The organism is Roseovarius salincola, from assembly GCF_026891095.1.
Lineage (GTDB): Bacteria > Pseudomonadota > Alphaproteobacteria > Rhodobacterales > Rhodobacteraceae > Roseovarius > Roseovarius salincola.
Genome location: NZ_JAPTNL010000006.1, coordinates 1 through 24,223, shown reverse-complemented (window position 1 = coordinate 24,223; position 24,223 = coordinate 1). Strand labels below are relative to the sequence as shown.

Sequence of the window (24,223 nt, the reverse complement as noted above, 5' to 3'; positions counted from 1 at the left end):
TTCAAATCCTTGAAGGCTGGCAGAGGGGATGGGGACGGCGGGGAACCCCGCCGTTATTCCTCGTCCTCCTCTGCATCCAGGAGTTCCATGTTGAGGCCGAGGCCGCGGACTTCCTTCACCAGAACGTTGAAGCTTTCGGGCACGCCGGCCTCGAAATTGTCCTCGCCCTTGACGATCGACTCATAGACCTTGGTCCGGCCCGCCACATCGTCCGACTTCACGGTCAGCATTTCCTGCAGCGTGTAGGCCGCGCCATAGGCTTCGAGCGCCCAGACTTCCATCTCGCCGAAACGCTGGCCGCCGAACTGCGCCTTGCCGCCCAGGGGCTGCTGCGTCACCAGGCTGTAAGGCCCGGTCGAACGCGCGTGGATCTTGTCGTCCACAAGGTGGTGCAGCTTCATCAGGTATTTGACGCCCACGGTGACCGGGCGGCTGAACTGCTCGCCCGTGCGCCCGTCGAACAGGACCGACTGGCCCGACTCGTCGAACCCGGCGCGGCGAAGCGCGTCGTTGACGTCGGCTTCCTTGGCGCCGTCGAAGACCGGCGTCGCGATCGGCACACCGCCGGTCACGTTGCCTGCGGCTTCGACCAGCTGGCCTTCGTTCATGTCGGCGATACCCTCTTCATAGACATCGTCGCCATAAGCCACCTTCATCGCCTCGCGCACCGGCGTCAGGTCGCCCGAGCGGCGGTATTCCTGAAGCGCATCGTCTATCTGGATACCCAGACCGCGCGCGGCCCAGCCCATATGCGTCTCGAGGATCTGACCGACGTTCATGCGTGACGGCACGCCCAGCGGGTTGAGACAGAAATCGACCGGCGTGCCGTCCTGAAGGAACGGCATGTCCTCGATCGGGACCACCTTGGAAATCACGCCCTTGTTGCCGTGACGGCCGGCCATCTTGTCGCCCGGCTGAAGCTTGCGCTTCACCGCGATGAAGACCTTGACCATCTTCATCACGCCCGGCGGCAGGTCGTCGCCGCGGCGGACCTTCTCGACCTTGTCCTCGAAACGGGCTTCCAGGGTGCGTTTCTGCGCTTCGTATTGCTCGTTCAGCGCTTCGACGATCTGGGCGTCCTTTTCGTCCTTGAGGGCAAGCTGCCACCACTGGCCCTTGGTCAGCGTGTCCAGCAGCTCTTCGGTGATGTCCGAATTTGCCTTGACGCCCTTGGGGCCTTTCACGGCGACCTTGCCCAGGATCAGGGTCTTGAGACGCGCATAGATGTTGCGATCTAGGATCGCCAGCTCGTCATCCCGGTCACGGGCCAGACGCTCGACTTCCTCGCGTTCGATCTGCAAGGCGCGCTCGTCCTTCTCGACACCGTGGCGGTTGAAGACGCGCACCTCCACGACCGTGCCGTAATCGCCCGGCTTGACGCGCAGCGAGGTATCGCGCACGTCGCTGGCCTTTTCGCCGAAGATGGCGCGCAGCAGCTTTTCTTCCGGGGTCATCGGGCTTTCGCCCTTGGGCGTGATCTTGCCCACCAGGATATCGCCCGGCTCCACATCGGCGCCGATATAGACGATGCCCGCCTCGTCGAGGTTGCGCAACGCTTCCTCGCCGACATTGGGGATGTCGCGGGTGATCTCTTCCGGCCCCAGCTTGGTGTCGCGCGCGGCCACTTCGAATTCCTCGATATGCACGCTGGTGAACACGTCATCCTGCGCGATCCGCTCCGAGATCAGGATCGAGTCCTCGAAGTTGTAGCCGTTCCAGGGCATGAAGGCCGTGATGACGTTCTTGCCCAGCGCCAGTTCGCCCATATCCGTGGACGGCCCATCGGCGATCACCTCGCCCTTCTGGACGGTGTCGCCCACCTTCACCAGGGGACGCTGGTTGATACAGGTGTTCTGGTTCGAGCGCTGGAACTTGCGCATCCGGTAGATATCCACACCCGGATCGCCGATCTCCAGGTCCTCGGTGGCGCGCACGACGATACGTGCGGCGTCGACCTGGTCGATCACACCGGCGCGGCGCGCCATGATCGACGCGCCCGAGTCGCGGGCAACGACGCCTTCGATCCCGGTGCCGACCAGCGGCGCCTCCGAGCGCAGCGTCGGCACGGCCTGACGCTGCATGTTCGACCCCATCAGCGCGCGGTTGGCGTCGTCGTTTTCCAGGAACGGAATGAGCGAAGCCGCGACCGAGACCAGCTGCTTGGGGCTCACGTCGATCAGATCGACGCTTTCGTTGGGCGCCAGCATGTATTCGCCCGACTGCCGGGTCGACACGAGGTCGTTCACGAAGCGGGCATCATCGTCCAGCTTGGCATTGGCCTGGGCCACGGTGTGGCGCATTTCCTCGGTGGCGGACATATAGACCACCTCGTCGGTGACCTGGCCGTTATCAACCTTACGGTAAGGCGTTTCGATGAAGCCGTATTTGTTGACCCGTGCAAAGGTGGCAAGACTGTTGATCAGACCGATATTCGGGCCTTCCGGCGTTTCGATCGGACACATCCGGCCATAGTGGGTCGGATGCACGTCGCGCACTTCGAAGCCCGCGCGTTCCCGCGTGAGGCCGCCCGGCCCGAGCGCCGACAGGCGCCGCTTGTGGGTGACTTCCGACAGCGGGTTGGTCTGGTCCATGAACTGGCTCAGCTGCGACGAGCCGAAGAACTCGCGCACCGCGGCTGCGGCAGGCTTGGCGTTGATCAGATCCTGCGGCATCACCGTGTCGATCTCGACACTGCTCATACGCTCCTTGATGGCGCGCTCCATGCGCAGAAGGCCGACGCGATACTGGTTTTCCATCAGCTCGCCGACCGAGCGTACCCGGCGGTTGCCGAGGTGGTCGATATCGTCAATATCGCCCTTGCCGTCGCGCAGTTCGACCAATGCCTTGATGCAGGCGACGATGTCCTCGCGGTCCAGCGTGCGTTGCGTGTCGGGCTTCTCGAGTGCGAGGCGCATGTTCATCTTGACCCGGCCCACGGCGCTCAGGTCGTAGCGCTCGGAATCGAAGAACAGCGTCTGGAACAGGGCCGAGGCGGCCTCTTCCGTGGGCGGCTCGCCCGGACGCATGACGCGATAGATGTCCATCAGCGCGGTTTCGCGGTTGCGGTTCTTGTCCATCGCCATGGTGTTGCGGATGTAGGGACCGACATTGATGTTGTCGATATCCAGAACCGGGATGTCGGTAATGCCCGCATCGATCAGCTCCTTGACGGTGCCGCCGATGATATCGCCGTCCTTGTCGCGCTCCAGCGTCAGCTCGTCACCGGCCTCGACATAGATCGCGCCCGTTTCCTCGTTGATGATGTCGCGGGCGACGAACTTGCCGACGATCTGCTCGAAGGGCAGCAACAGGTCGCTGACCTTGCCCTCGTCGATCAGTTGCTTGACCGCGCGCGGCGTGACCTTTTTGCCGGCCTCGCCGATTACCTCGCCCGATTTGGCGTCGACCAGATCATAGGTCGGGCGCGTGCCGCGCACGCGCTCGGGGAAGAACTTGGTGACCCAGCCCTTGTTCTTCTTCAGCTTGTAATCGACCGTGTCGTAATAGGCATCCATGATGCCTTCCTGGTCCAGACCCAGCGCATAAAGCAGCGTCGTCACCGGCAGTTTGCGGCGGCGGTCGATACGGGCGAACACGATGTCCTTGGCGTCGAATTCGAAATCCAGCCACGACCCGCGATAGGGAATGATGCGGCAGGCGAACAGCAGCTTGCCCGAGCTGTGGGTCTTGCCCTTGTCATGGTCGAAGAACACGCCGGGGCTGCGGTGCATCTGGCTGACGATCACCCGCTCGGTGCCGTTCACCACGAAGGTGCCGTTCGGGGTCATGAGCGGCATGTCCCCCATGAACACGTCCTGCTCCTTGATGTCCTTCACCGATTTGGCGCCGGTATCCTCGTCCACATCGAACACGATGAGGCGCAGCGTGACCTTCAGCGGGGCGCTGTAGGTCATGTCGCGCTGCATGCACTCCTCGACATCGTATTTCGGGCGTTCCAGATCGTAGTTGACGAATTCCAGCACGCTGGTTTCGTTGAAATCCTTGATCGGAAAAACCGACTGGAAAACACCCTTAATGCCTTCGCCGTCCTGCGGATCGGGCTGCTCGCCGGATTTCAGGAACAGGTCATACGAGGATTTCTGAACCTCGATAAGGTTCGGCATTTCAAGAACTTCGCGGATTTTGCCGAAGTATTTGCGCAAACGTTTCTGGCCAAGGAAGGTCTGAGCCATGTGTCTGGTCACCTTTCGTTTCTCACCGGCCGCACCTGCTGTCGGGCTCCAGCAGCACGGCCTTTCGAGATGGCGGGTGCGATCCATTCCCGGCCCCTGTCCCACCAGGGGCCTCCCGATCGCGAGAACCTCGCCTTAGAAAAACCCTGAACATCCAGGGTCTTGCTAAGATAGGTTCGGCTGGGCCCGGTAGTCCGGACCCAGCCTCATGTTTTCAACCGGGCTCACCCCGGAACGCCGATTACTTGAGTTCGATCTCGGCGCCAGCTTCTTCGAGCTTCGTCTTCAGCTCTTCGGCTTCGTCCTTCGAGACGCCTTCCTTGACGGCCTTGCCACCGGCTTCGACCAGATCCTTGGCTTCTTTCAGGCCCAGACCGGTGATCGCGCGGACTTCCTTGATCACGTTGATCTTGGAGGCACCGGCCGATTTCAGGATGACGTCGAATTCGGTCTGCTCTTCGGCTTCTGCACCGCCAGCGTCGCCAGCAGGGCCAGCCATCATGACCGCGCCGCCAGCGGCGGGCTCGATGCCGTATTCGTCTTTCAGGATGGTTTTCAGTTCTTGTGCTTCGAGAAGCGTCAGTCCAACGATCTCTTCAGCAAGTTTTTTCAGATCAGCCATTGTTCAGCTCTTTCCATTTAAGATGTGTTCCAACGTCGGGCCTGGACCCATACGCGGATATTCCAGTTGCCTTGCTTACGCGGCTTCGGCCTTCTCTTCGATGGTCGAAAGGATGCTCGCGATGTTCGAAGCAGGTGCGCCAATTGCACCGGCGATGTTCGAAGCGGGTGCGCCCAGCATACCGGCGATCTGAGCAAGAAGCTCTTCGCGCGAAGGCATGTCGGACACGGCTTTGACACCGGCACGGTCCAGAGCGTCCGTTCCCATTGCCCCGCCGAGGATCTCGAATTTCGAGTGGTCCTTGGCGAAACCCTCGGCCACCTTGGCGGCGGACACGGGGTCTTCGGAATAGGTCAGAACGGTCATACCCGAAAGGAAGCCAGCAATGCTTTCGCACGGCTTGCCCTCAAGGGCGATCTTGGCGAGCCTGTTCTTGGCGACGCGAACGGATGCCTCGGCGGCGCGGGCGCGCGCACGAAGATCCTGCATCTCGGCAACTGTCAGACCCGCGTAGTGGGCTACCACTACGACGCCAGAGCTTTCGAAGATCTGGCCGAGTTCCTCGACCACTTTCTCTTTCTGGGCTCTATCCACAGTTTCACTCCAGTTTGGGGGGTTTCCCCCCGGCTCAGTTTTGGCGGGTTACCCCGCCGTTCGGGTCCAAAGTCAGGGTCCCGAGCCAAAGATCACCCGAAGGCAACGGCCTTCGCTGAATCTCATCTCGTTCCCCATCTCAGGAAGGAATTATAGGGCGCTCGCCCAACCCTCCATCTCGGACAGGACGGTGCCGGAAAACGGCCCCGCCATTCGCCCCGGCCCCGAAGGGCCGGCGCAAATTCTCATCTCATTCCGCCGCGGCGTTGTTCACGTCGATGCTGACACCCGGCCCCATGGTCGAGGTCAGCGAGATCTTCTTCATGTAGGTGCCCTTTGCACCGGTCGGCTTGGCCTTGGACACGGCGGCCACGAAGGCGCGCACGTTCTCGACCAGCTTGCCCTCGTCAAAGGACGCCTTGCCGACACCGGCGTGAACCACACCGGCCTTCTCGGCCTTGAACTGCACTTCACCGCCCTTGGCGTTCTTGACCGCCTCGGCCACGTCCATGGTGACCGTGCCGACCTTGGGGTTCGGCATCAGGTTGCGCGGGCCAAGAACCTTGCCCAGACGACCGACGATCGGCATCATGTCCGGCGTGGCGATGCAGCGATCGAACTCGATCGTACCGCCCTGAACGGTTTCCATCAGATCCTCGGCGCCGACGATGTCGGCCCCCGCGGCCTGTGCCTCTTCGGCCTTGGCACCACGGGCGAACACGGCGACGCGCACGTCCTTGCCGGTGCCGTTGGGCAGGCCGACGACGCCGCGGACCATCTGGTCGGCGTGGCGCGGATCGACACCCAGGTTCATCGATATCTCGATCGTCTCGTCGAACTTGGCCTTCGCGTTGGCCTTGATCAGGGCCACGGCCTCTTCGACGCTCAATTCTTCCTTGCCGGCGAATGCTTCACGGGCGGCGCGGATACGTTTTCCAAGCTTTGCCATCTTATTTCACCTCGATGCCCATGGAGCGCGCGCTGCCGAGAATGATCTTCATCGCGGCTTCGACGTCGTTCGCGTTCAGGTCTTTCCACTTCGCTTCCGCGATCTCGCGCACCTGCTTGGTGCTGACGCTGCCCGCGGTATCGCGGCCGGGCGTCTTGGAGCCGGATTTCAGCTTGGCGGCCTTTTTCAGGTAATAGGACGCGGGGGGCGTCTTGATGTCCATTTCAAAGGACTTGTCCTGATAATAGGTGATCAGCGTCGGGCACGGGGCACCGGGTTCCATGTCCTGCGTCTTGGCGTTGAACGCCTTGCAGAATTCCATGATGTTGATGCCGCGCTGACCCAGCGCCGGACCCACGGGGGGGGACGGGTTCGCTTGACCTGCGGGCACTTGCAGCTTCATCTTGCCTGCGAGTTTCTTGGCCATCTGGCCTCTCCTTCTTTCCAACTCCCCTCGGGGCGCGCCCTTCGGGGTCTCAGTCGTGTGGTCCGGTCCGGATGCCGCGGCACCCTCGCCTCCCACGGTTCACACGTCAGACCTGCTTGGTGACCTGCGTGAATTCCAGTTCCACCGGGGTTTCCCGGCCAAAGATCGACACCGTCACCTTGAGGCGCTGGTTGTCTTCGTCCACTTCCTCGACCATCCCGTCGAAATCCTCGAACGGGCCGTCGTTGACCTTGACCTTCTCGCCCACCTCGAAATGGATCAGGGTGCGCGGCGAATCCTCGCCCTCCTGGACGCGATTCAGGATCGTGTTCACCTCGGCATCGCGCATCGGCATCGGGCGGCCCTGCGGACCAAGGAAGCCGGTCACGCGGTTGATCGAGTTGATCAGGTGATAGCCCTTGTCCGACATCTCCATATGCACCAGCACGTAACCCGGCATGAAGCGGCGCTCTGCCGTCACTTTCTTGCCGCGGCGCACCTCGATCACCTCTTCGGTGGGCACCAGAACCTCGTCGATATCCTCTTCGAGATTCTGCTCGGCTACGGATTGCCTGATCTGCTCGGCGATTTTCTTCTCGAAGTTCGAGAGAACACTGACCGAGTACCACCGCTTCGCCATATTCGAGATGCCCTTGTCGTTTGCCGGCCGAGACAGGCCGAAAGCCTTGAATTTCCTGGGCTTTCACCCAAAGTCCCCGAAACAAAAATCGGCGCGCAACCTGATTCGCCGCGCGCCATGTTCCGGAGTGTGCCGCCAATTACCCGTGATCGCCCTTGGATTCAAGGGCCAGCGCAGGATTTTCTTGGTCTTCAGCCGAACAGGGACAGGATACCCTGCAACCCGCTGCGGATACCCAGATCGACCAGCGCAAAGAACACGGCCGTCAGCGCCGCCATGATCAGGACCATGACCGTGGTCAGCAGCACCTCGCGGCGCGTCGGCCAGATCACCTTGGCCACCTCTGCGCGGACCTGCTGAATGAATTGAAGCGGATTGGTGCGTGCCATGGGCGCTGTTCTTCTCTCGTTTGATCGCTTGACCGGCGACATACGCGGCCATGCCCGCGAATTCAAGGGCTCTGACGCCCCCGCCCCCGGCGCTCAGCATTCGCGGTTGCGCGCGGCAAGCCTCTCGAACGGGTCTGGCGCATCCTCGGGCAGGCCCGGCGCATCTCCCGAAAGGTCCGGCAGCGCCAGCCGCGCGGCCCATTTCTCGGGCAGACGGTCCAGCACACCGTCCCACCAAAGGGCCAATGCATCACCCCGATGGCGCACCCGCGCGGCGCGTGCGGGCCAGCGCGCCGCGAACCTTGACCACATTCGCGCGCAGGCCGCCGCCACCCGCTCGTGACCCAGGGTCAGATAACAGACCAGCGCGATCCAGAAGGCGACCAGCACGATCAGCGGCAGCAAAAGCGGCTTCCAGACCATCACCAGCGCAATCGCCAGCAGCCAGACATGGCCCGCGCGCAGCCTTTAACGGCGGCGCGGCGCGGCATTGGCCGCCCTGTCCCTGCCCCGCCGCCGGGCGCGCGCGGGCGCGGGCTCAGGCGGCTCCAGTTTCGGCAGGCGCTTGTGGCGGGTCGGGCGGTCGTCTTCCTGCATCACCTTGCGGATCATGTCCCGCGCGCTGTCGGGCGCATCAAGGCCCGCGCCGCGCGCATGCGGCACGCCGTGCGCATCCCGTGGCAGTTCATCGCCGCGATATGTCGGATCTTCGCTCATGACAGCACGCATTCCATTCCACGCCCCCACGCAGAAAAGGACCCCCGGCTCCGGGCCGGCGGCATTCACGTCATCTCTAAGGCCGGACCGTGGCAGAAGAACGGCGCAACTGCGGCGGATTTGCGGCGCGCACTCATTGCCCGCACAGCCCGACACCCGCTCAGGCGGCGGCCCTGTTCCAGCGGATATTCATGATTGGAAAGGTTGGTTGGCAGGGGCAGCAGGGCTCGAACCCGCGACCTACGGTTTTGGAGACCGTCGCTCTACCAGCTGAGCTATACCCCTACGCCAAGCGCGGGATTACGCCATCGCTTGCCGGGAATCAAGCCGCATTGGCGCGTTTTTCTCACGCCGCGGCCAATCTTCGCGCCACGCCCCGGTTCAGGCGGCCGAACGCGCCGCATGGCGCGGGCTTTGCACGACCCCCTTGTCGAAAAGCTGCGCGATCTCGGTCTCGCTCAGGCGCGCCACATCACCCAGGATCTCCTCGGTGTGCTGGCCCAGCGCGGGGGCCGGTTCGGGCCTGATGCGTGGGCGCGCCGAGAAGGCGCCGGGATGACCCGGCACCGGAAAGCGCCCAAGGCCGGGCTGGTCCAGCATCGAGAACATCGGGTTCGCCTCGCTCAGGTCGGGATCCTCGCGCAGCGCCTCCCGCACGCTTCGAAAAACCGACCAGGTCAGACCGCGTTTCTCGAACTCCTCCGCAAAATCCTCGACCCGTCGCGCCGCGAACCAGGGGCGAAGCAGCGCCGTGATCTCGTGGCGCAATTCCCAGCGCGCACCCTCGTCGCGCAGATCGCGCCCGCTTTCCCGCGCCAGCGCCTCCATCGCCTCGCCGCTGTCGGTGGCCTTCACAAGACCGCCCCATTGCCGCCCCGTCAGCCCGATCACCATCACCCGGCGCCCGCAGGCACAGGTGAAATCCTGACCATAGGCACCATAAAGCGCATTGCCCGCCTTGCCACGATCCGCGCCGTTCACCACTGCATCGCCGATCATGCCCAGATGGCCGATCGTCGCCGCCGCCACGTCCTTGAGAGCGATCTCCACCTCCTGCCCCTCACCGTGGCGCAGGCGATGACGCTCGGCGGCCAGAAGCGACGACACAACCATGTTGCCCGCGATCAGATCCCAGGCCGGCAGCGCCCCGGCCACCGGCGCGTCATGGCCCTCGGGGCCGGTCATGTCCGGGATGCCCAGCGCCGGGTTGACGGTGTAATCCACCTGGGGGCGGCCCTGCCTGTCACCCATCAGCGTGACCATGATCAGGTCGCGCCGGTGCTGGCTCAGCGTTTCGTGATCCATCCAGCCGCGCACCCGCAGATTGGTCAGGAACATGCCCGCATCCTTGCCCGGCGCGGTGATGATCCGCGTCACCAACTCCTGCCCCTCGGGGCTGCGCATATTGACCGCGACGGATTTCTTGCCCTTGTTGAGCCCCGCCCAGAACAGGCTTTGCCCCGATGGCGCCAATGGCCAGCGCCCCGCATCAAGCCCGCCTTCGATCCGGTCGAAGCGGATCACCTCGGCGCCCATCTGCGCCAGCGTCATTCCCGCCAGCGGAACCGCCACGAAGGCCGATCCTTCGACCACGCGCATTCCGTTCAACATCCTGTTCATACCGTTTCCTCCCAGATGGCTGTGGCCTGCATGCCCTGATGACCCTGTTGGCCGCTGCACAGGTTCAGCGCGCCGGTCTCGTCCTCCTCGCCCATGATCTCAAGATCGCGGCTGTCGCCGGGGCTCAGGAAAACAGGATGCACCGCGCGGAAATCGAAATGGCGCGGCGGGCGGCCCTTGTGGGCGCTTGCCGCCCGGATCAGCCAGCTTGCCTGCAACGGGGCATGGACCACGAGGCCGGGGTAGTGCTCGACGTCGCGGGCATAGGGCAGGTCGTAATGAATGCGATGCGCGTTGAAGGTCAGCGCCGAGTAGCGAAACAGCAGCGCCTCGCTCAGCGTAATCTGCTCATGAAGCGCCGGTGTTTCGGGCAGAGGCCGCGTGGCGGGCGGGCGGAACCTGTCGGGGATGTCGAGATAGACGATGTGCTGGCGCTCCTCGATCGCCAGCCCGCGCTCGCCATGAATCCGGTGATCCACCGACACCAGCACCATCGGCCCGGTCTTGCCTTCTTTCTCGGCCACCCGACTGATGAAGGAATGCTTGGTCAGCCGCTCGCCCACACGCAGCGGCGCGCCGAAGGTCAGGTTGCCGCTGGCCCACATCCGCCGCTCAAGGCGCAGCGGCGGCAGAAAACCCCCCGGCGCGGGGTGCCCGTCGCGCGCCAACTCCTCCTGGGGCGCCGTCGGATTGAACGCGCACCAATGCCAGAGCGGCGCCATCGCCTCGCCCTCACGCGGCGGCGGGCTGCCCGGCGCGCCCAGCGTGGCGTGAATCTGCGCCGCCTGGGCCTCGCTGACGACGCCATGGCGACATTCGGCACGCCCTTCCCATGCGCTGACATTGAGCTGATCCATAGATGCCTCTCCCTTGATGAGGCCAAGGGTGCGGAAATTCCGAAAAAAGTCAATATATCAATAACTTACATGAATACCATCGTATGCAGAGCCGGATTTCGCAGGCGCAGAAAAATCCCGCTTGCCGTTGTTTTGCATCGGGAATCCGGCCCGCGCGCCATTCTGCTTCGTGGCTTTTGGTTGCCGGTTTCTGCATGTGAAAACGGTCCTCCGGGCGCCATGCCCCCTTGCGGCGGATTGACCCGGTCAGGGCGCGACAGCCGACTTTCCGCCCCGCTTCCCGACCCTCGCCACGAAAAAGGCCCGCCGGGATGGCGGGCCTCTCGTCTTGTCGGTTCGGGCGCAGCTCAGAGCTTCTCGGTCAGTTCCGGCACGGCGGCAAAGAGGTCGGCCACGAGGCCATAATCGGCGACCTGGAAGATCGGCGCTTCTTCGTCCTTGTTGATGGCGACGATGATCTTGGAATCCTTCATCCCCGCAAGGTGCTGGATCGCGCCCGATATGCCCACGGCGATGTAAAGCGCGGGAGCCACGACCTTGCCGGTCTGCCCGACCTGCCAGTCGTTGGGGGCAAAGCCCGAGTCGACCGCCGCGCGGGACGCGCCGACGGCGGCGCCCAGCTTGTCGGCCAGCTTCTCGATCATCGCGAAATCCTCTTCCGAGCCGACGCCACGGCCACCCGACACGACGATACCCGCCGAGGTGAGTTCCGGGCGGTCGGTTTCGGCGACCTTGTCCTCGACCCATTCCGACAGGCCCGGATCGGCGGCGGCGCCGATCTTTTCGACGGGCGCGGAATTGCCGGTGCCCGCCGCATCGAATGTCGAGGTGCGGAAGCTGACGACCTTCTTGGCATCCGAGGATTTCACCTTCTGGATCGCGTTCCCGGCATAGATCGGACGCTCGAACGTGTCGGCATCGACCACGCCCGAGGCGTCGGTGATGACCATCACATCCAGCAGCGCGGCGACGCGCGGCAGGATGTTCTTGGCATCCGTGGTGGCGGGCGCGACGACATGGTCGTAATCAGCGGCAAGATCGGCCACCAGCTGCGCCACGGGTTCCGCAAGGCGGTGCCCGTAAAGCGCATCCTCGGCGCAAAGCACCTTGGCGACGCCCTCTATCGTGGCGGCCTCGTCGGCGGCACCGGCGCAGGTGGCCCCGGCACACAGCACGGTCACGTCGCCCAGCTTGGCGGCGGCGGTCACGGCCTTGGCGGTGGCGTCCATCGCCAGGGTTCCGTCATTGACTTCGGCAAGAACAAGAACAGCCATCACACAGCCCCCTTCTCTTTGAGTTTCGCAACCAGCGTGTCCACGTCCGGCACGATCTCGCCGGCCTGGCGGGCTTCGGGCTCGGTGGTCTCGACGATTTGCAGGCGCGGGGTCACGTCGACGCCGTAATCCTCGGCCGTCTTTTCATCGAGCGGCTTCTTCTTGGCCTTCATGATGTTGGGCAAGGACGCATAGCGCGGCTCGTTGAGGCGCAGGTCGGCCGAAATGATGGTCGGCATCTTGACCTTGATCGTCTGCAAGCCGCCATCGACCTCGCGGGTGACGACCGCATGGTCGCCCTCGATGTCGATATTGTTGGCATACATCGCCTGGCTCCAGCCCAGCAGTGCCGAAAGCATCTGACCGGTGGCGTTCATGTCGTTGTCGATCGCCTGCTTGCCCGTCAGCACAAGACCGGGCTGTTCCTCTTCGACGACCTTGGCGAGGATCTTGGCCACGGCCAGCGGTTCGATATCGGTATGCACGTCATCGGCGGCCACGACCAGGATCGCCCGGTCAGCGCCCATTGCCAGCGCGGTGCGCAGCGTTTCCTGGGCCTGCTTGACGCCGATCGACACGGCGATCACCTCTTCGGCCTTTCCGGCCTCCTTGAGGCGGATGGCCTCTTCGACGGCGATCTCGTCAAAGGGGTTCATCGACATTTTGACATTCGCAAGATCGACACCCGATCCGTCCGCCTTCACACGGACCTTCACGTTGTAGTCGATCACGCGTTTCACAGGCACAAGCACCTTCATTGCGTGGTCTCCTCAGATTGGCGGAACAGTCTTAAAGCGACCGTTCCCGATACTCTCCCCGGCGTTCTTACTGGTTTGTAACGCCGGGAAACAGGGCAAAATCGTCATGTTTGCGTCCGGCGACGCCGCGTTTGCGGAAGGGATGCGAAAAAATCGGGCGCATCAGGGCAAGGCGGGCATGGGCGCGCGCCGAACGGGCGTCAGCGGTTCGCGCCGGGCTGCCACAGGACGTCGCGCGCGCCGCCGTCATTCGACACCCGCGCGGCGACGAAAAACCAGTCGCTGAGCCGGTTGAGATATCTGACCGCTGCGGGATTCACATGCTCCTCGGCGGCCAGTTCGACCGACAGGCGCTCGGCGCGGCGCGACACGGTGCGGCACAGGTGCAGATAGGCCGCCAGCGTGGTGCCACCCGGCAGAACGAAACTGCGCAGCGGTTCGAGCGCCTTGTTCATCGTGTCGATCTCGGTCTCGAGCCGCGTCACCTGATTGTCCGAAACGCGCAACGGCGCGTATTCGGCCTCGTCGTCCTTGTCCATGTCAGGGCGGCACAGATCGGCACCAAGATCGAACAGGTCGTTCTGGATGCGCGCCAGCGCGGCGTCTGTCTCGCCGGTGGCATGCAGGCGGGCAAGGCCCAGCGTCGCGTTCACCTCGTCGACGGTGCCATAGGCCGTGACCCGCATCGAATGCTTGGCCACGCGCGCGCCATTGCCAAGCGCGGTATCGCCCTTGTCGCCGGTGCGGGTGTAGATTTTGTTCAGGACCACCATGTCATTGTCCCCCCTGTCTGCGGATATAAACGAAAAGCAGGATCAGAATCACCGCCACGAACTGCGCCCCGATGCGCCAGCGCATCAGCTTGTTTGCGCGTTTGCCGTTCTCGGCGCCTTCCTTGCCGAAGGTGCTGATGCCCAGCACCAGGATGACCGCGACGCCAAGGCAGGCGGCGACAACGATGATGAAAAGCGGATCAGTGAGCATCGGGCGTCATCCTTCGAATCGCGTCTTGGCCCCATGTAGGGTGCCGTGGCGAAAAAGCGAAAGCGATTTTTGTCCCCGGGCGGCGCGGCATTCAGCCCCGCGACAGCACCCAGTCAAGCGCGCGCGTCGGCAGAAGGCGGCGCAGCGTGCCCATCAGGTGGGTCGGCACGGTGACATAATATCGCGGGCGCGGGCGCGGTGATTCCAGCGCATGCACGAGCTTGCGCGTCACCGCCGAGGGCGCGCGCTCGAACAGGTCGGGCTTGCCGGTGTCCTTGTACAGCCGCGGTCTGAGCCGGTCGCGATACTGCTCGGCACGCGGCGACGATTCCCAGTCGATCCAGCGTTCGAAATGGGGGATGGAATTGACGCGGATCCTGGACGTGATCGGCCCCGGCTCGATCAGGATGACATGGATGCCGGTGCCGCGCATTTCGATGCGCAGCGTGTCGCTCAGCCCCTCGATCGCGAATTTCGACGCATTATAAGCGCCGCGCCATGGCAGCGTGACAAGGCCCAGGACCGACGAGCATTGCACGATCCGCCCCGCGCCCTGCGCGCGCATCACCGGGATCACCTGCCGGGTCAGTTCGTGCCAGCCAAAGACATTCGCCTCGAACAGCGCGCGGATCGCGTCGGTGGGCAGGTCCTCGACCGCGCCGGGACAGGCGAAAGCGCCGTTGTTGAACAGCGCATCGAGCCTGCCGCCGGTGGCCTTGAGCACCTCGGCAAGCCCGCTCGCGATGCTGGCGCTGTCCTGATAGTCGATCAGCGGGCTTTCAAATCCCTGTTCTCGCAGCCGCGCGCAATCCTCGGCTGCGCGGCAGGCGGCAAAGACGCGCCAGCCGCGGGCGTGCAGCCCGTGCGCGGCGTCAAGGCCGATACCCGAGGAACAGCCGGTAATCAGGATCGAACGCTGATTCATGCGGGCAAGCTATGACCGGGGTGCAGGAGCGATGCAATCAGTTTGACACCGTGACCAGCCTTTCGGCCATCCATCCGACGCGACCGGATTCAACCACCCGCAGCTTCACCCAGCCATTGCCGGGTGCGCGCAGCACCGCCACCTGGTCGCCTCGTTCCAGCCGCGCGATCCGGTCATACCGCGTGCCGGGACCGGCACGCATGTTGACCCGGCTGGCCGCCACCTCGCGCAGGTCCCGCTGCGGCGCTTGAGCCACGCTGCGGGTGACGACGTTATGCGCCACGGCGGTGATGACCTCGCTTTCGCCCGAGGCACCGTCCGCCGCAAGCGCGACCTTCACACCGCCGGTTGGCGTGCTGGTGAGGTCGGAAAGGCCACGCGCGACGGCATCCGCCGCGCCGATGTCCGGCGCCTGCGCAACGCGGGGCTCCTGCGTGCGCACCGGGCGCGCTACGGGGCGCGGATCCCCCAGCTTGGCGCGGGCCTGAATGGAATTGGTGCGCGGCTCATAATCGGCACCGCCGCTGAGTTCGTAAAATGACCAGCCCAGAAAGGCGAAGCTCACCAGAATAAAGCGCCACATTGCGCATCCCCCCCTTAACCCACACGAAAAGTCGTTCAAAAAGCTGTCTTAACAGGCACCTGCGGCAGAAGCGGGTGCGACAGCCCGGACTGTATACCCGATTCGGTCCAGCTCTTGCGGGGAAAACCCTGGGAATGATCTCTTTTTGGCTGCATGTGACTTTACCTGACCCTTGCGCGCAGCGGCGGGCTTGACCTTCGCCCCCCTCCCGCTGTTTACGTGTCGCCAGCGACAGACACGCGGCGGGGGCTGGTCATGATCCCCGTCCAGAAGGTATCAAGAGCAGCATGAGCGACCTGACCGACGACGGGGCCGAGCCCGTTACCGAATTTGCCGAGCCGCTGCGCCGCGCCATCGGCGAGCGCTACCTGACCTATGCGCTGAGCACGATCATGCACCGCGCGCTGCCTGATGCGCGCGACGGGCTGAAACCCGTACATCGCCGCATCCTCTTCGCCATGCGCGAGCTGCGCCTGTCCAGCACCGGGGGTTTTCGCAAATCCGCCAAGATCAGCGGCGACGTGATGGGCAATTACCACCCGCATGGCGATGCCGCGATCTATGACGCCATGGCGCGCCTGGCGCAGGATTTCGCGGTGCGTTACCCGCTGGTCGACGGTCAGGGCAATTTCGGCAATATCGACGGCGACAACCCCGCCGCCAGCCGCTACACCGAGGCGCGCATGACCGCCGTGGCCGAAGCCATGCTGGAAGGCCTCAACGAGAACGCCGTCGATTTCCGCGACAATTACGACGGCACGCTGCGTGAACCCATCGTGCTGCCGGCCTCATTTCCCAACCTTCTGGCCAATGGCTCTTCGGGGATCGCCGTGGGCATGGCCACCAACATCCCGCCCCATAATATCGCCGAGCTGATCGACGCCTGCCTCCATCTGATCAAGGTGCCCGATGCGCGCGACGACACGCTGCTCAACTACATACCTGGCCCCGACTTCCCCACCGGCGGCGTGATCGTCGAGCCGCGCGAGAACATCGCCCAGGCCTATCGCACCGGGCGCGGCGCGTTCCGGCTGCGCTGCAAATGGGAGGTCGAGGATCTCGGCCGCGGTCAATGGCAGATCGTCGTCACCGAAATCCCCTACCAGGTGCAGAAATCCCGCCTCGTGGAAAAGCTGGCCGAGCTGATCCAGACCAAGAAGGTGCCGATCCTGGCCGATATCCGCGACGAAAGCGCCGATGACGTGCGCATGGTGCTGGAACCGCGCTCCAAGAACGTGGATCCGCAGGTGCTGATGAACATGCTGTTCCGCAATTCCGACCTGGAACTGCGCTTCAGCCTCAACATGAACGTGCTGGTCGACGGGGTCACGCCGCGCGTGTGCTCGTTGAAGGAAGTGCTGCGCGCCTTCCTCGATTTCCGCCGCGAGGTGCTGATCCGGCGCAGCCGCTTCCGCATGGCCAAGATCGACAACCGGCTCGAGGTGCTGCAGGGGCTTGTCACCGCCTTCCTGAACCTCGACCGCGTGATCGAGATCATCCGCTATGACGACGACCCCAAGGTCGCGCTGATGTATGAGGACTGGAGCAACCTGCACCAGTCGACCCTGACACGCGCCATGAACGAGGGTGAATACCGCTCGCCGCTGGCCGGGGTGGACCTGGCGTCGCTGGTGCTGGTCGCGGATGCCGAGGCCGAGGCGATGGGCATCCTGGCCGAAAGCGAAGGCAGCGCCGCCACCCCGCGCGAGATGCCCCACAGCTATGCCGGGCGCGAAAACGGCCTTTCGGATGTGCAGGCCGAGGCGATCCTCAACATGCGCCTGCGCAGCCTGCGCCGCCTTGAGGAAGACGCGCTCCTGCGTGAGCGCGACACCCTGATGGAAGAGCGCGCGGGGCTCGAGGACCTGCTGGAGGACGAGACCCTGCAATGGGACTCCATCGCCACGCAGCTCAAGGATGTGAAAAAGACCTTTGGCAGCGGCTATGTGCTGGATGGCAGGAACGTGGGCGCGCGCCGCACCCAGTTCGCCGAGGCCGGCGAGGTCGAGGAGGTGCCGCTCGAGGCGATGATCGACCGCGAGCCGATCACCGTGGTCTGCTCGAAAATGGGCTGGATCCGCGCCATGTCGGGCCATATCGACCTTGGCCGCGAGCTTAAGTTCAAGGATGGCGACGAGGGGCGCTTCGTGTTCCACGCCGAAACCACAGACCGCCTGCTGGTCTTTGGCAGCAACGGGCGGTTTTACACGCTCAGCGCCGCCAACCTGCCCGGCGGGCGCGGCATGGGCGAACCGCTGCGCCTGATGGTGGACCTGCCCAACGAGGCCGGGATCGTCGATCTGCTGATTCACAAGCCGGGGCGCAAGCTGCTGGTGGCGTCTTCGGCGGGGGACGGTTTCGTCGTCCCCGAGGAAGAGGTGATCGCCCAGACCCGCAGCGGCAAGCAGGTGCTCAACCTGCGCGGCGACGGGCGCGCACAGGTCTGCAAGCCGGTGACGGGCGATCATGTCGCCTGCGTGGGCGAGAACCGCAAGGTGCTGATCTTCGCGCTGGATGAACTCCCCGAGATGGGGCGCGGCAAGGGCGTCAGGTTGCAGAAATACAAGGACGGGGGCCTCAGCGACGCCACCACATTCACCCTCGCCGACGGGCTGAGCTGGCACGACCCGGCCGGGCGCACCCGCACCGAAACCGAGCTGACCGAATGGATCGGCAAACGTGCGGGCACCGGGCGCATGGCGCCAAGGGGCTTCCCTCGGGACAACAGGTTCACCTGACGCGGTTGCGCCGTCACAAAGTTTCCTCAATGATTGCGTAGCGTTTGCGCGCCGTGGCACGGGTGTCCGGTTCAGTTTCAAGGCAAATCGCGAGGGTCGCACATGAGCGAGGACAACCAGATCATCAACGCACGATACCAAGGCCAGCGCGGCCCGCTCTTCGGGCTGGCCTTCGTCACGGCGCTGCTGACCATGCTGTCGCTGGGGATCTATCGCTTCTGGGGCAAGACCCGGATCCGGCGCTATATCTGGTCTTCGGTCGATGGCGGTGGCGACGCCTTTGAATATACCGGCAGCGGGCTCGAGAAATTCCTGGGCTTCCTCGTCGCGATCGTGATCCTGGCGGTTTATCTCGGGGTCGTGCAGATGATCCTGTTCTATTTCGGGCTGACGCTGTTCGCAGAACCCACCAGCGCGGAGATGGCGCTGGCGCAGATGGCGGGGCTCTATGTGACCTTCCTTGCGATTGTGCCGCTGATCTTCTTTGCGCAATACCGCGCGCGGCGCTACAAGCTGGCGCGCACCCGCTGGCGCGGGGTGCGGTTCGGCGCCGAGAAGGGTGCCTGGGGCTATGCGCTGCGCGCGATGGGGCATTGGCTGCTGACGATCGTGACGCTGGGCATCCTGCTGCCGCGCCAGACCTTCTGGCTTGAGAAATACAAGACCGACCGCAGCTGGTATGGCGATGGCCGCTTCGTGCAGGAGGGGCGCTGGGGCGCGCTTTACCCGGCGATGACGCATCTGCTGATCGGTGTGGGACTCATTTTGGCGGGAGCCCTTGCGCTGGCGCTGCAATCGCCGTTCATCGGCGGGGCGCTGAGCGTGGTTGGCTATGTCTGGGCCATGGTTGGGTTCATATCCTACCGGGTGCGCGCCTTCATTTACCTCACCGAACACAAGCTGCTCGACGGCGATATCCGTTTCGAGGCGCGCCCCGAGACCCGCAAGATCATCGGATTGGTGATCGTGGGGTCGCTGGTGGTATCGCTGATCATGGGCCTCGCCTTTGCGGCGCTGGCGGCGCTTGCGTCGATGGTGGTCGGCCCGGCAATGATGGCGCCGGGACCGGGGCATATCGTCGGGCTGGTGCTGATGGCGGGGCTTTACCTCGGGGCGCTGCTGATGGGCGGCGCGCTCTCGCTGGCGTGGATCACCCAGCCGGTCATCGCCCATGTGATCAGCTCGATCCGCGTGCGGGGCGCCGACAGGCTGGCCGATATCCGCCAGCGCGCATATGACACCGGCGCCGATGCCGAAGGCTTTGCCGATGCGCTCGACGTGGGTGGCGCGATCTGATGCAGGGGAGCGTTGCGGGGACGTATTTCGACGGGCAGAGCGCCGGGCGACACCCGGTCGAAGTGACCATCGACGAGGCGGCGGGCGATCTGATCCTGTCGGGCGCGTCGCTTGATGCGCCACAACGCTGGCCGCTTGCGCGGCTGCGCGCGCAGGGCGATCACGCGCGCCGCGATGCGCTGACGCTTTCGCTCCATGCGCCCAGCGATGACGAGTCCCCCCGCGACCCCGCCCGCCTGACCCTTTCCGACCCTCGGATGATCACGCGTATCCGCGCACGCTGTCCCGATCTTGACCGCAGCGACCTCCATCGCGGCACCACCCGCAAGCTGCTGACGCGCGGTGTTGCGGCGCTGGCCGCTGTGGCGCTGATCCTGTTCGTGATCCTGCCGCGCATGGCCGACACGCTGGCCACGCTGATCCCGGTCGAACGCGAGGCGGCCTTCGGCAAGGCAGTGACCGCACAGATCGAACGTGCGCTGGGTGCTGCCAGGCTGGGCGATCTCACCTGCGAAGACCCTGCGGGGCGCGCCGCGCTGGACGCGATGATCGCGCGGCTGACCGGCGGTCAGGATCTGCAATACGAACTCAAGGTCAAGGTTCTCGATCACGACATGCTCAACGCCTTTGCCGCGCCCGGCGGTCAGGTGGTGGTGATGCGCGGCCTGCTTGAAAAATCCGGCGGCCCGGATGCGGTGGCCGCCGTGCTGGCGCATGAGATCGGCCATGTGGAGCGGCGCGACGCCACCCGCCACGCGCTGCGCGCCGCCGGGTCGGCGGGGCTGTTGTCGATGCTGCTGGGCGACGTGACCGGGGGCACGATCGCCGTGTTCCTGGGCGAGCGGCTGATGCAGGCCAGCTATACCCGCGAGGCCGAAGCCGAGGCGGATGCTTTCGCGCTGAAGATGCTGAACGAGGCCGGGATCGACAGCGCCGCGATGGCCGGGTTTTTCGATGAGCTCGCCAAGGACGAGGGCAAGGGGCCGCAACTGCCCGCCTATTTCGCGACCCACCCCGCCAGCGCCGACCGCGCCAGCGCCGCGCGCGACAACGCGCGCGCCCAGGGCACCACGCGCCCCGTGCTGAGCAAGGCACAATGGACGGCGCTCAAGGGCATCTGCGGCTGACTCGTTCAGCGATCAGTTCCCATTAAAATGTCAAGAAACAGCCACATTCTGGATCGGTGGCACGATTGCAATCTGAACGTGTATACGAATTGTAGAGAGTCCGGGTCGTTGCATACTCGAAAAGACCATTCCTGCCTGAACTACACCAGAGGCAGCTTCATACCCGAGATCGAAAGACTCCGGGGCGTTGCGATATGCCTCGTGATCCTGAGCCACGTCTTCGTTGTCACTTTCGAGACCAACGCCGGAAGCTTCATGCTTATGGCCGTGCGTGGTACGACCTGGATCTTCATATTTGTCGCGGGCTTCCTGTTTGCACATCTGGTGACCGGCAAAACGTTCATCAGTTATCTCGGTGCAAAGCTGAAATATGTGCTTCTGCCTTACATTGTCCTGACAACGGCGATCCTCCTCGCCGGGGTTGCGCGCGATCCATCCATAAAATCCGACATTGGCACGCTGCACCTCTATTATCTCCTCGGGTATCCGGTCGCGAGCCCGCTCTGGTTCGTTCCGATGGTCGTGCTGTTCTTTCTCGCATTCCCCATCTACCGCTATCTGCTGCAAACAAAAGCGCTGCTTCCGGTTCTGACCCTGTTGTTTCTTCTTCTTTCAGTGCTGATGGGGCGGCCGTCATTCGATTCCGGCGCCGTGACCCAGTTCATGTATTTTCAAAGCGCCTATCTGATGGGCATGCTCTGGAGGACGCACGGAGGCCAGGCAAACGAAATGGCGCAACGGTTTTTACCCATGGCCGTTGTCGTCTGTGTCGCGGGAATCGCCGCCGGCGGCATGTATAGTGGCCTGATCCGCGATGCCCAGGTTTTTGTCATGCTCGCGCTGACGGGTATTCTGATGGTGGTTCTGAAACAGGACAGCGCGATCACGCGTCTTGCCGAGTTCCTTGCGCCGCTGAGTTTCGGGATGTTCTTCATTCATGGAACGCTGACCGACCGGCTTGAAATCTGGCTGGGCCACGCGGTGCCACCTGCATACGCTCTTCTTCTGGGCGTTGGCGTGATCATCGGATCTGCGGGCGTGGTGCTCGCCGCGAAACATGCCTTCGGGACACGCGCCAGATACGTGATCGGGTCGTAAACGCGCCAGGACCGTGACTGCCCCGCGGGTATTGCGTCCGGGTTTTCGATGGGACGGGGTCACGCGCGCCCTCAGCCGACCGGCTCCGCCTCAAGCCAGACCCCGCCCTCGGGGCGCAGCGTCAGGATCATCACCGGGTCCGGCCCGCGCCCCGGCACCGGCGTGAAGCGGAAACGCGACAGCAGAGTCGCCAGCACGATCACCGCCTCCTGAATGGCGAAGCTGGCGCCGATGCAGATGCGCGGCCCGTCGCCGAAGGGCAGATAGGCATAACGGTCGATCGCCTTGCGATCGCTGAACCGCTCGGGGCGAAAGGCGTCCGGCTCCTCCCAGAGCAGCTGATTGCGATGCAGCGCATAGATCGGGATGATGACCGTATCGCCCTTCTTCACCTCGCGCCCGCACAGCGTGTCATCGGCCATGGCGGTGCGCGACACCATCGCGGCGGGCGGGTAAAGGCGCAGCGCCTCGTCGATGATCATGCGGATATAGGGCAGCTTGGCGACATCCTCGCCCGTGGCCGCGCGCCCCTGCAACAGCGCCTGCGCCTCGGCACGGGCGCGATCCTGCACCTCTTGATCGAAAGCGCAGAGATAGAGCGCCCAGCCCAGCGTCAGCGCGGTGGTCTCATGACCCGCCACGATGAAGGTCAGCAGGTTGTCGCGCAGCTCGGCGGTGTTCATGCGCCGCTTGGTTTCGGGGTCCTCGCCCTCCAGCAGCAGGTCGAGCAGGTCCGGCACGCCGACAGGCCCGCGCGCGCGGCGCGCCTCGACAGCGGCATCGGCGACGCCTTTCATCTGGCGCACCGCATTGCCCGAGATCATCCGCCCCGGTCGCGGCACCCAATCGGGAAAACCCAATATGTCGAAAAGCGAGACCTTTCCCGCCTCGGAAATATACGCGTCGATCCCCTGGTGGACCGCGTCGGCATCGAATGTCCCGTCGCCCGAGAAGGTCACGTCGGCGATCACGTCGAAGGTCGTGCGCACCATGTCCTCGGCCATGTCGATGGCGCGCGGCCCGGCGGCGGCGATGCGCGCACAGCTTCGCTCGGCGGCGGCGGTCATGATCGGGGCCAGGTTCATCACGTTGCGATGCGAGAACACCGGCGCGGCGACGCGGCGCTGCCAGCGCCAATGCGCGCCCTCGGCGATGAACAGCGACTCGCCGATGGCCGGGCGCAGAAGGTTCTTGGTGACCACGGATTTGGGGTAATCGTCCAGCCGGTCCAGCAGCATGTGGCGGATCGCGCCGGGGTCCATCACCATGTGCCAGCGCTTGCCGGTCCGCCCCGAGACCATCGGCTGCATCGTCGCGATACGCGGGATGATCGCCAGCACGTTGCGCCGTGCGGCCTGAAGGCTGGCCAGGATGCCCATCGGTTCGGTCACCAGGGGGACATGGACGGGAATCTGCGCGGATGTCATCGCGGCCTCGCTCGCTAGGGCTTCATGCAAGGATATAGGCGGTGCCCCCGCGCGGGGCAAATCGGGGCTAATCGTTGCGTGTGGGGCGTGGCTGCGGTATCGGGACGCAAAGGAACTCGTGAGAGGGATACCCAATGTTGCGCATTCTTGCCCTGCTGGCGGCGCTCGGCGGCCTGGCGGCCTGCACCAATTCCAACGACCTCGACAAAACCCCCGCTTATCTGGGGGATTTCAGCCTCGGGCATAACGTTGTGGTGGCCCCGAACCTGACCAAAGGCCCCGCATCGCGCGAGGCCAGCAAGGAGGAATGGATCGCCGCCATGACCACCGCCATCGACGAGCGTTTCGGACGCTACGAGGGCGAGCGGCTCTATCACCTCGGCGTCAGCATCGAGGGCTATGTTCTGGCGATCACAGGGGTTCCGCTGGTCGCATCGCCCAAGTCGGCCCTGATCCTCAAGGTCACGGTCTGGGATGACGCGATGCAGACGAAACTCAACGAGGAACCCCATCAGGTGACGGTGATGGAAAGCGTCTCGGGCAGCACGATACTGGGCTCGGGGCTGACGCAGACGAGGGAAAAGCAGCTCGAGAACCTGAGCCGCAACGCCGCCAAGCTGATCCAGAACTGGCTGGAACAGCAGAACCACGAGCATGGCTGGTTCGAGAGCGGCGCCACAGACGCCACGGCGGACGACACGACAGACGACACGGCGGATGGCGCGGCAGACAGATCGGCGGCGGGTGGCGACGCGCCCGCCCCGGATGACACCGCCGCCGCGCCACCCGCCGGGTGACGCCGCGCAGATCACGAACCGCTTGATTTTCACGCCGCAAGCCAATAAATGGCGCGCGGAACAACCAACGGGCCGGCAGGCCCCCCAACTGGACAAGGCGCCCGAGAGACATGGCAAAGGAAAAGTTTGACCGTTCGAAACCGCATGTGAACATTGGCACGATCGGCCATGTTGACCACGGCAAGACGACGCTGACGGCGGCGATCAC

At 64.3% G+C, this 24,223-nt stretch carries 24 protein-coding genes and 1 tRNA gene; 6 read left to right on the top strand and 19 right to left on the bottom strand.

The window, feature by feature from the left end:
• Positions 1 to 53 precede the first annotated feature (53 nt).
• The 18 genes from rpoB to N5A93_RS08650 all read right to left on the bottom strand — a co-directional run bounded on the left by rpoB (position 54) and on the right by N5A93_RS08650 (position 15,532).
• Positions 54 to 4,193, bottom strand: coding sequence for a DNA-directed RNA polymerase subunit beta (rpoB, locus tag N5A93_RS08735; RefSeq protein ID WP_268954704.1), 4,140 nt, complete (start codon positions 4,191 to 4,193; stop codon positions 54 to 56).
• A 241-nt stretch (positions 4,194 to 4,434) separates the two neighbouring features.
• On the bottom strand, positions 4,435 to 4,815 hold the full coding sequence (gene rplL, locus N5A93_RS08730) for a 50S ribosomal protein L7/L12 (protein WP_085815772.1): 381 nt from the start codon (positions 4,813 to 4,815) through the stop codon (positions 4,435 to 4,437).
• A 75-nt stretch (positions 4,816 to 4,890) separates the two neighbouring features.
• Positions 4,891 to 5,409, bottom strand: coding sequence for a 50S ribosomal protein L10 (gene rplJ, locus N5A93_RS08725; protein ID WP_085815771.1), 519 nt, complete (start codon positions 5,407 to 5,409; stop codon positions 4,891 to 4,893).
• Positions 5,410 to 5,659: 250 nt separating this feature from the next.
• Positions 5,660 to 6,358 carry a 50S ribosomal protein L1 gene (gene rplA, locus N5A93_RS08720; RefSeq protein WP_268954703.1) on the bottom strand — a complete coding sequence of 233 codons (699 nt, stop codon included), beginning with the start codon at positions 6,356 to 6,358 and terminating at the stop codon, positions 5,660 to 5,662.
• A gap of 1 nt (position 6,359) precedes the next feature.
• Positions 6,360 to 6,785, bottom strand: coding sequence for a 50S ribosomal protein L11 (gene rplK, locus N5A93_RS08715; RefSeq protein WP_268954702.1), 426 nt, complete (start codon positions 6,783 to 6,785; stop codon positions 6,360 to 6,362).
• A gap of 106 nt (positions 6,786 to 6,891) precedes the next feature.
• Entirely contained in the window at positions 6,892 to 7,425 is a 534-nt protein-coding gene (nusG, locus tag N5A93_RS08710; protein ID WP_268954701.1) for a transcription termination/antitermination protein NusG, read from the bottom strand.
• Between the two features lie 191 nt (positions 7,426 to 7,616).
• Complete coding sequence (gene secE, locus N5A93_RS08705; RefSeq protein WP_268954700.1) at positions 7,617 to 7,814, bottom strand: preprotein translocase subunit SecE; 198 nt, start codon at positions 7,812 to 7,814, stop codon at positions 7,617 to 7,619.
• A gap of 93 nt (positions 7,815 to 7,907) precedes the next feature.
• Complete coding sequence (locus N5A93_RS08700; RefSeq protein WP_268954699.1) at positions 7,908 to 8,237, bottom strand: hypothetical protein; 330 nt, start codon at positions 8,235 to 8,237, stop codon at positions 7,908 to 7,910.
• 45 nt (positions 8,238 to 8,282) lie between these two features.
• Entirely contained in the window at positions 8,283 to 8,531 is a 249-nt protein-coding gene (locus tag N5A93_RS08695; protein ID WP_268954698.1) for a hypothetical protein, read from the bottom strand.
• A gap of 209 nt (positions 8,532 to 8,740) precedes the next feature.
• Positions 8,741 to 8,816 (bottom strand) — tRNA-Trp (locus N5A93_RS08690).
• A 96-nt stretch (positions 8,817 to 8,912) separates the two neighbouring features.
• On the bottom strand, positions 8,913 to 10,151 hold the full coding sequence (locus N5A93_RS08685; protein WP_268954697.1) for a CoA transferase: 1,239 nt from the start codon (positions 10,149 to 10,151) through the stop codon (positions 8,913 to 8,915).
• Positions 10,148 to 11,008, bottom strand: coding sequence for an HTD2 family dehydratase (locus tag N5A93_RS08680; protein ID WP_268954696.1), 861 nt, complete (start codon positions 11,006 to 11,008; stop codon positions 10,148 to 10,150). The genes N5A93_RS08685 and N5A93_RS08680 overlap by 4 nt, the downstream gene beginning before the upstream one ends.
• A gap of 347 nt (positions 11,009 to 11,355) precedes the next feature.
• Positions 11,356 to 12,282, bottom strand: coding sequence for an electron transfer flavoprotein subunit alpha/FixB family protein (locus N5A93_RS08675; RefSeq protein ID WP_268954695.1), 927 nt, complete (start codon positions 12,280 to 12,282; stop codon positions 11,356 to 11,358).
• A complete protein-coding gene (locus N5A93_RS08670; protein WP_085817063.1) occupies positions 12,282 to 13,040 on the bottom strand; it encodes an electron transfer flavoprotein subunit beta/FixA family protein in 759 nt (252 codons plus the stop codon). The genes N5A93_RS08675 and N5A93_RS08670 overlap by 1 nt, the downstream gene beginning before the upstream one ends.
• Before the next feature lie 200 nt (positions 13,041 to 13,240).
• On the bottom strand, positions 13,241 to 13,813 hold the full coding sequence (locus N5A93_RS08665) for a cob(I)yrinic acid a,c-diamide adenosyltransferase (RefSeq protein ID WP_268954694.1): 573 nt from the start codon (positions 13,811 to 13,813) through the stop codon (positions 13,241 to 13,243).
• Position 13,814: 1 nt separating this feature from the next.
• Positions 13,815 to 14,024, bottom strand: a complete 210-nt coding sequence (locus N5A93_RS08660) for a twin transmembrane helix small protein (RefSeq protein ID WP_268954693.1) — start codon at positions 14,022 to 14,024, stop codon at positions 13,815 to 13,817.
• A gap of 91 nt (positions 14,025 to 14,115) precedes the next feature.
• Positions 14,116 to 14,949, bottom strand: a complete 834-nt coding sequence (locus tag N5A93_RS08655) for an SDR family NAD(P)-dependent oxidoreductase (RefSeq protein ID WP_268954692.1) — start codon at positions 14,947 to 14,949, stop codon at positions 14,116 to 14,118.
• A gap of 37 nt (positions 14,950 to 14,986) precedes the next feature.
• A complete protein-coding gene (locus tag N5A93_RS08650) occupies positions 14,987 to 15,532 on the bottom strand; it encodes an SH3 domain-containing protein (protein ID WP_268954691.1) in 546 nt (181 codons plus the stop codon).
• A gap of 287 nt (positions 15,533 to 15,819) precedes the next feature.
• Between N5A93_RS08650 and N5A93_RS08645 the strand changes: the two genes are divergently transcribed.
• The 4 genes from N5A93_RS08645 to N5A93_RS08630 all read left to right on the top strand — a co-directional run bounded on the left by N5A93_RS08645 (position 15,820) and on the right by N5A93_RS08630 (position 21,791).
• Positions 15,820 to 18,270, top strand: coding sequence for a DNA topoisomerase IV subunit A (locus tag N5A93_RS08645; protein ID WP_268954690.1), 2,451 nt, complete (start codon positions 15,820 to 15,822; stop codon positions 18,268 to 18,270).
• 102 nt (positions 18,271 to 18,372) lie between these two features.
• Positions 18,373 to 19,566, top strand: a complete 1,194-nt coding sequence (locus N5A93_RS08640) for a DUF898 family protein (protein WP_268954689.1) — start codon at positions 18,373 to 18,375, stop codon at positions 19,564 to 19,566.
• Complete coding sequence (locus N5A93_RS08635; RefSeq protein WP_268954688.1) at positions 19,566 to 20,693, top strand: M48 family metallopeptidase; 1,128 nt, start codon at positions 19,566 to 19,568, stop codon at positions 20,691 to 20,693. Before N5A93_RS08640 ends, N5A93_RS08635 begins: the two co-directional genes overlap by 1 nt.
• A gap of 27 nt (positions 20,694 to 20,720) precedes the next feature.
• Positions 20,721 to 21,791 carry an acyltransferase family protein gene (locus tag N5A93_RS08630; protein ID WP_268954687.1) on the top strand — a complete coding sequence of 357 codons (1,071 nt, stop codon included), beginning with the start codon at positions 20,721 to 20,723 and terminating at the stop codon, positions 21,789 to 21,791.
• Between the two features lie 71 nt (positions 21,792 to 21,862).
• On the opposite strand, the gene N5A93_RS08625 is transcribed toward N5A93_RS08630, so the two are convergent.
• A complete protein-coding gene (locus N5A93_RS08625) occupies positions 21,863 to 23,218 on the bottom strand; it encodes a cytochrome P450 (protein ID WP_268954686.1) in 1,356 nt (451 codons plus the stop codon).
• Positions 23,219 to 23,352: 134 nt separating this feature from the next.
• Here N5A93_RS08625 and N5A93_RS08620 point away from each other — a divergent pair, with 134 nt between their 5' ends.
• Entirely contained in the window at positions 23,353 to 24,015 is a 663-nt protein-coding gene (locus N5A93_RS08620) for a hypothetical protein (RefSeq protein WP_268954685.1), read from the top strand.
• A 110-nt stretch (positions 24,016 to 24,125) separates the two neighbouring features.
• Positions 24,126 to 24,223 (top strand): GTP-binding protein (locus tag N5A93_RS08615; RefSeq protein ID WP_268954828.1); only part of this gene is annotated, 98 nt, incomplete at its 3' end.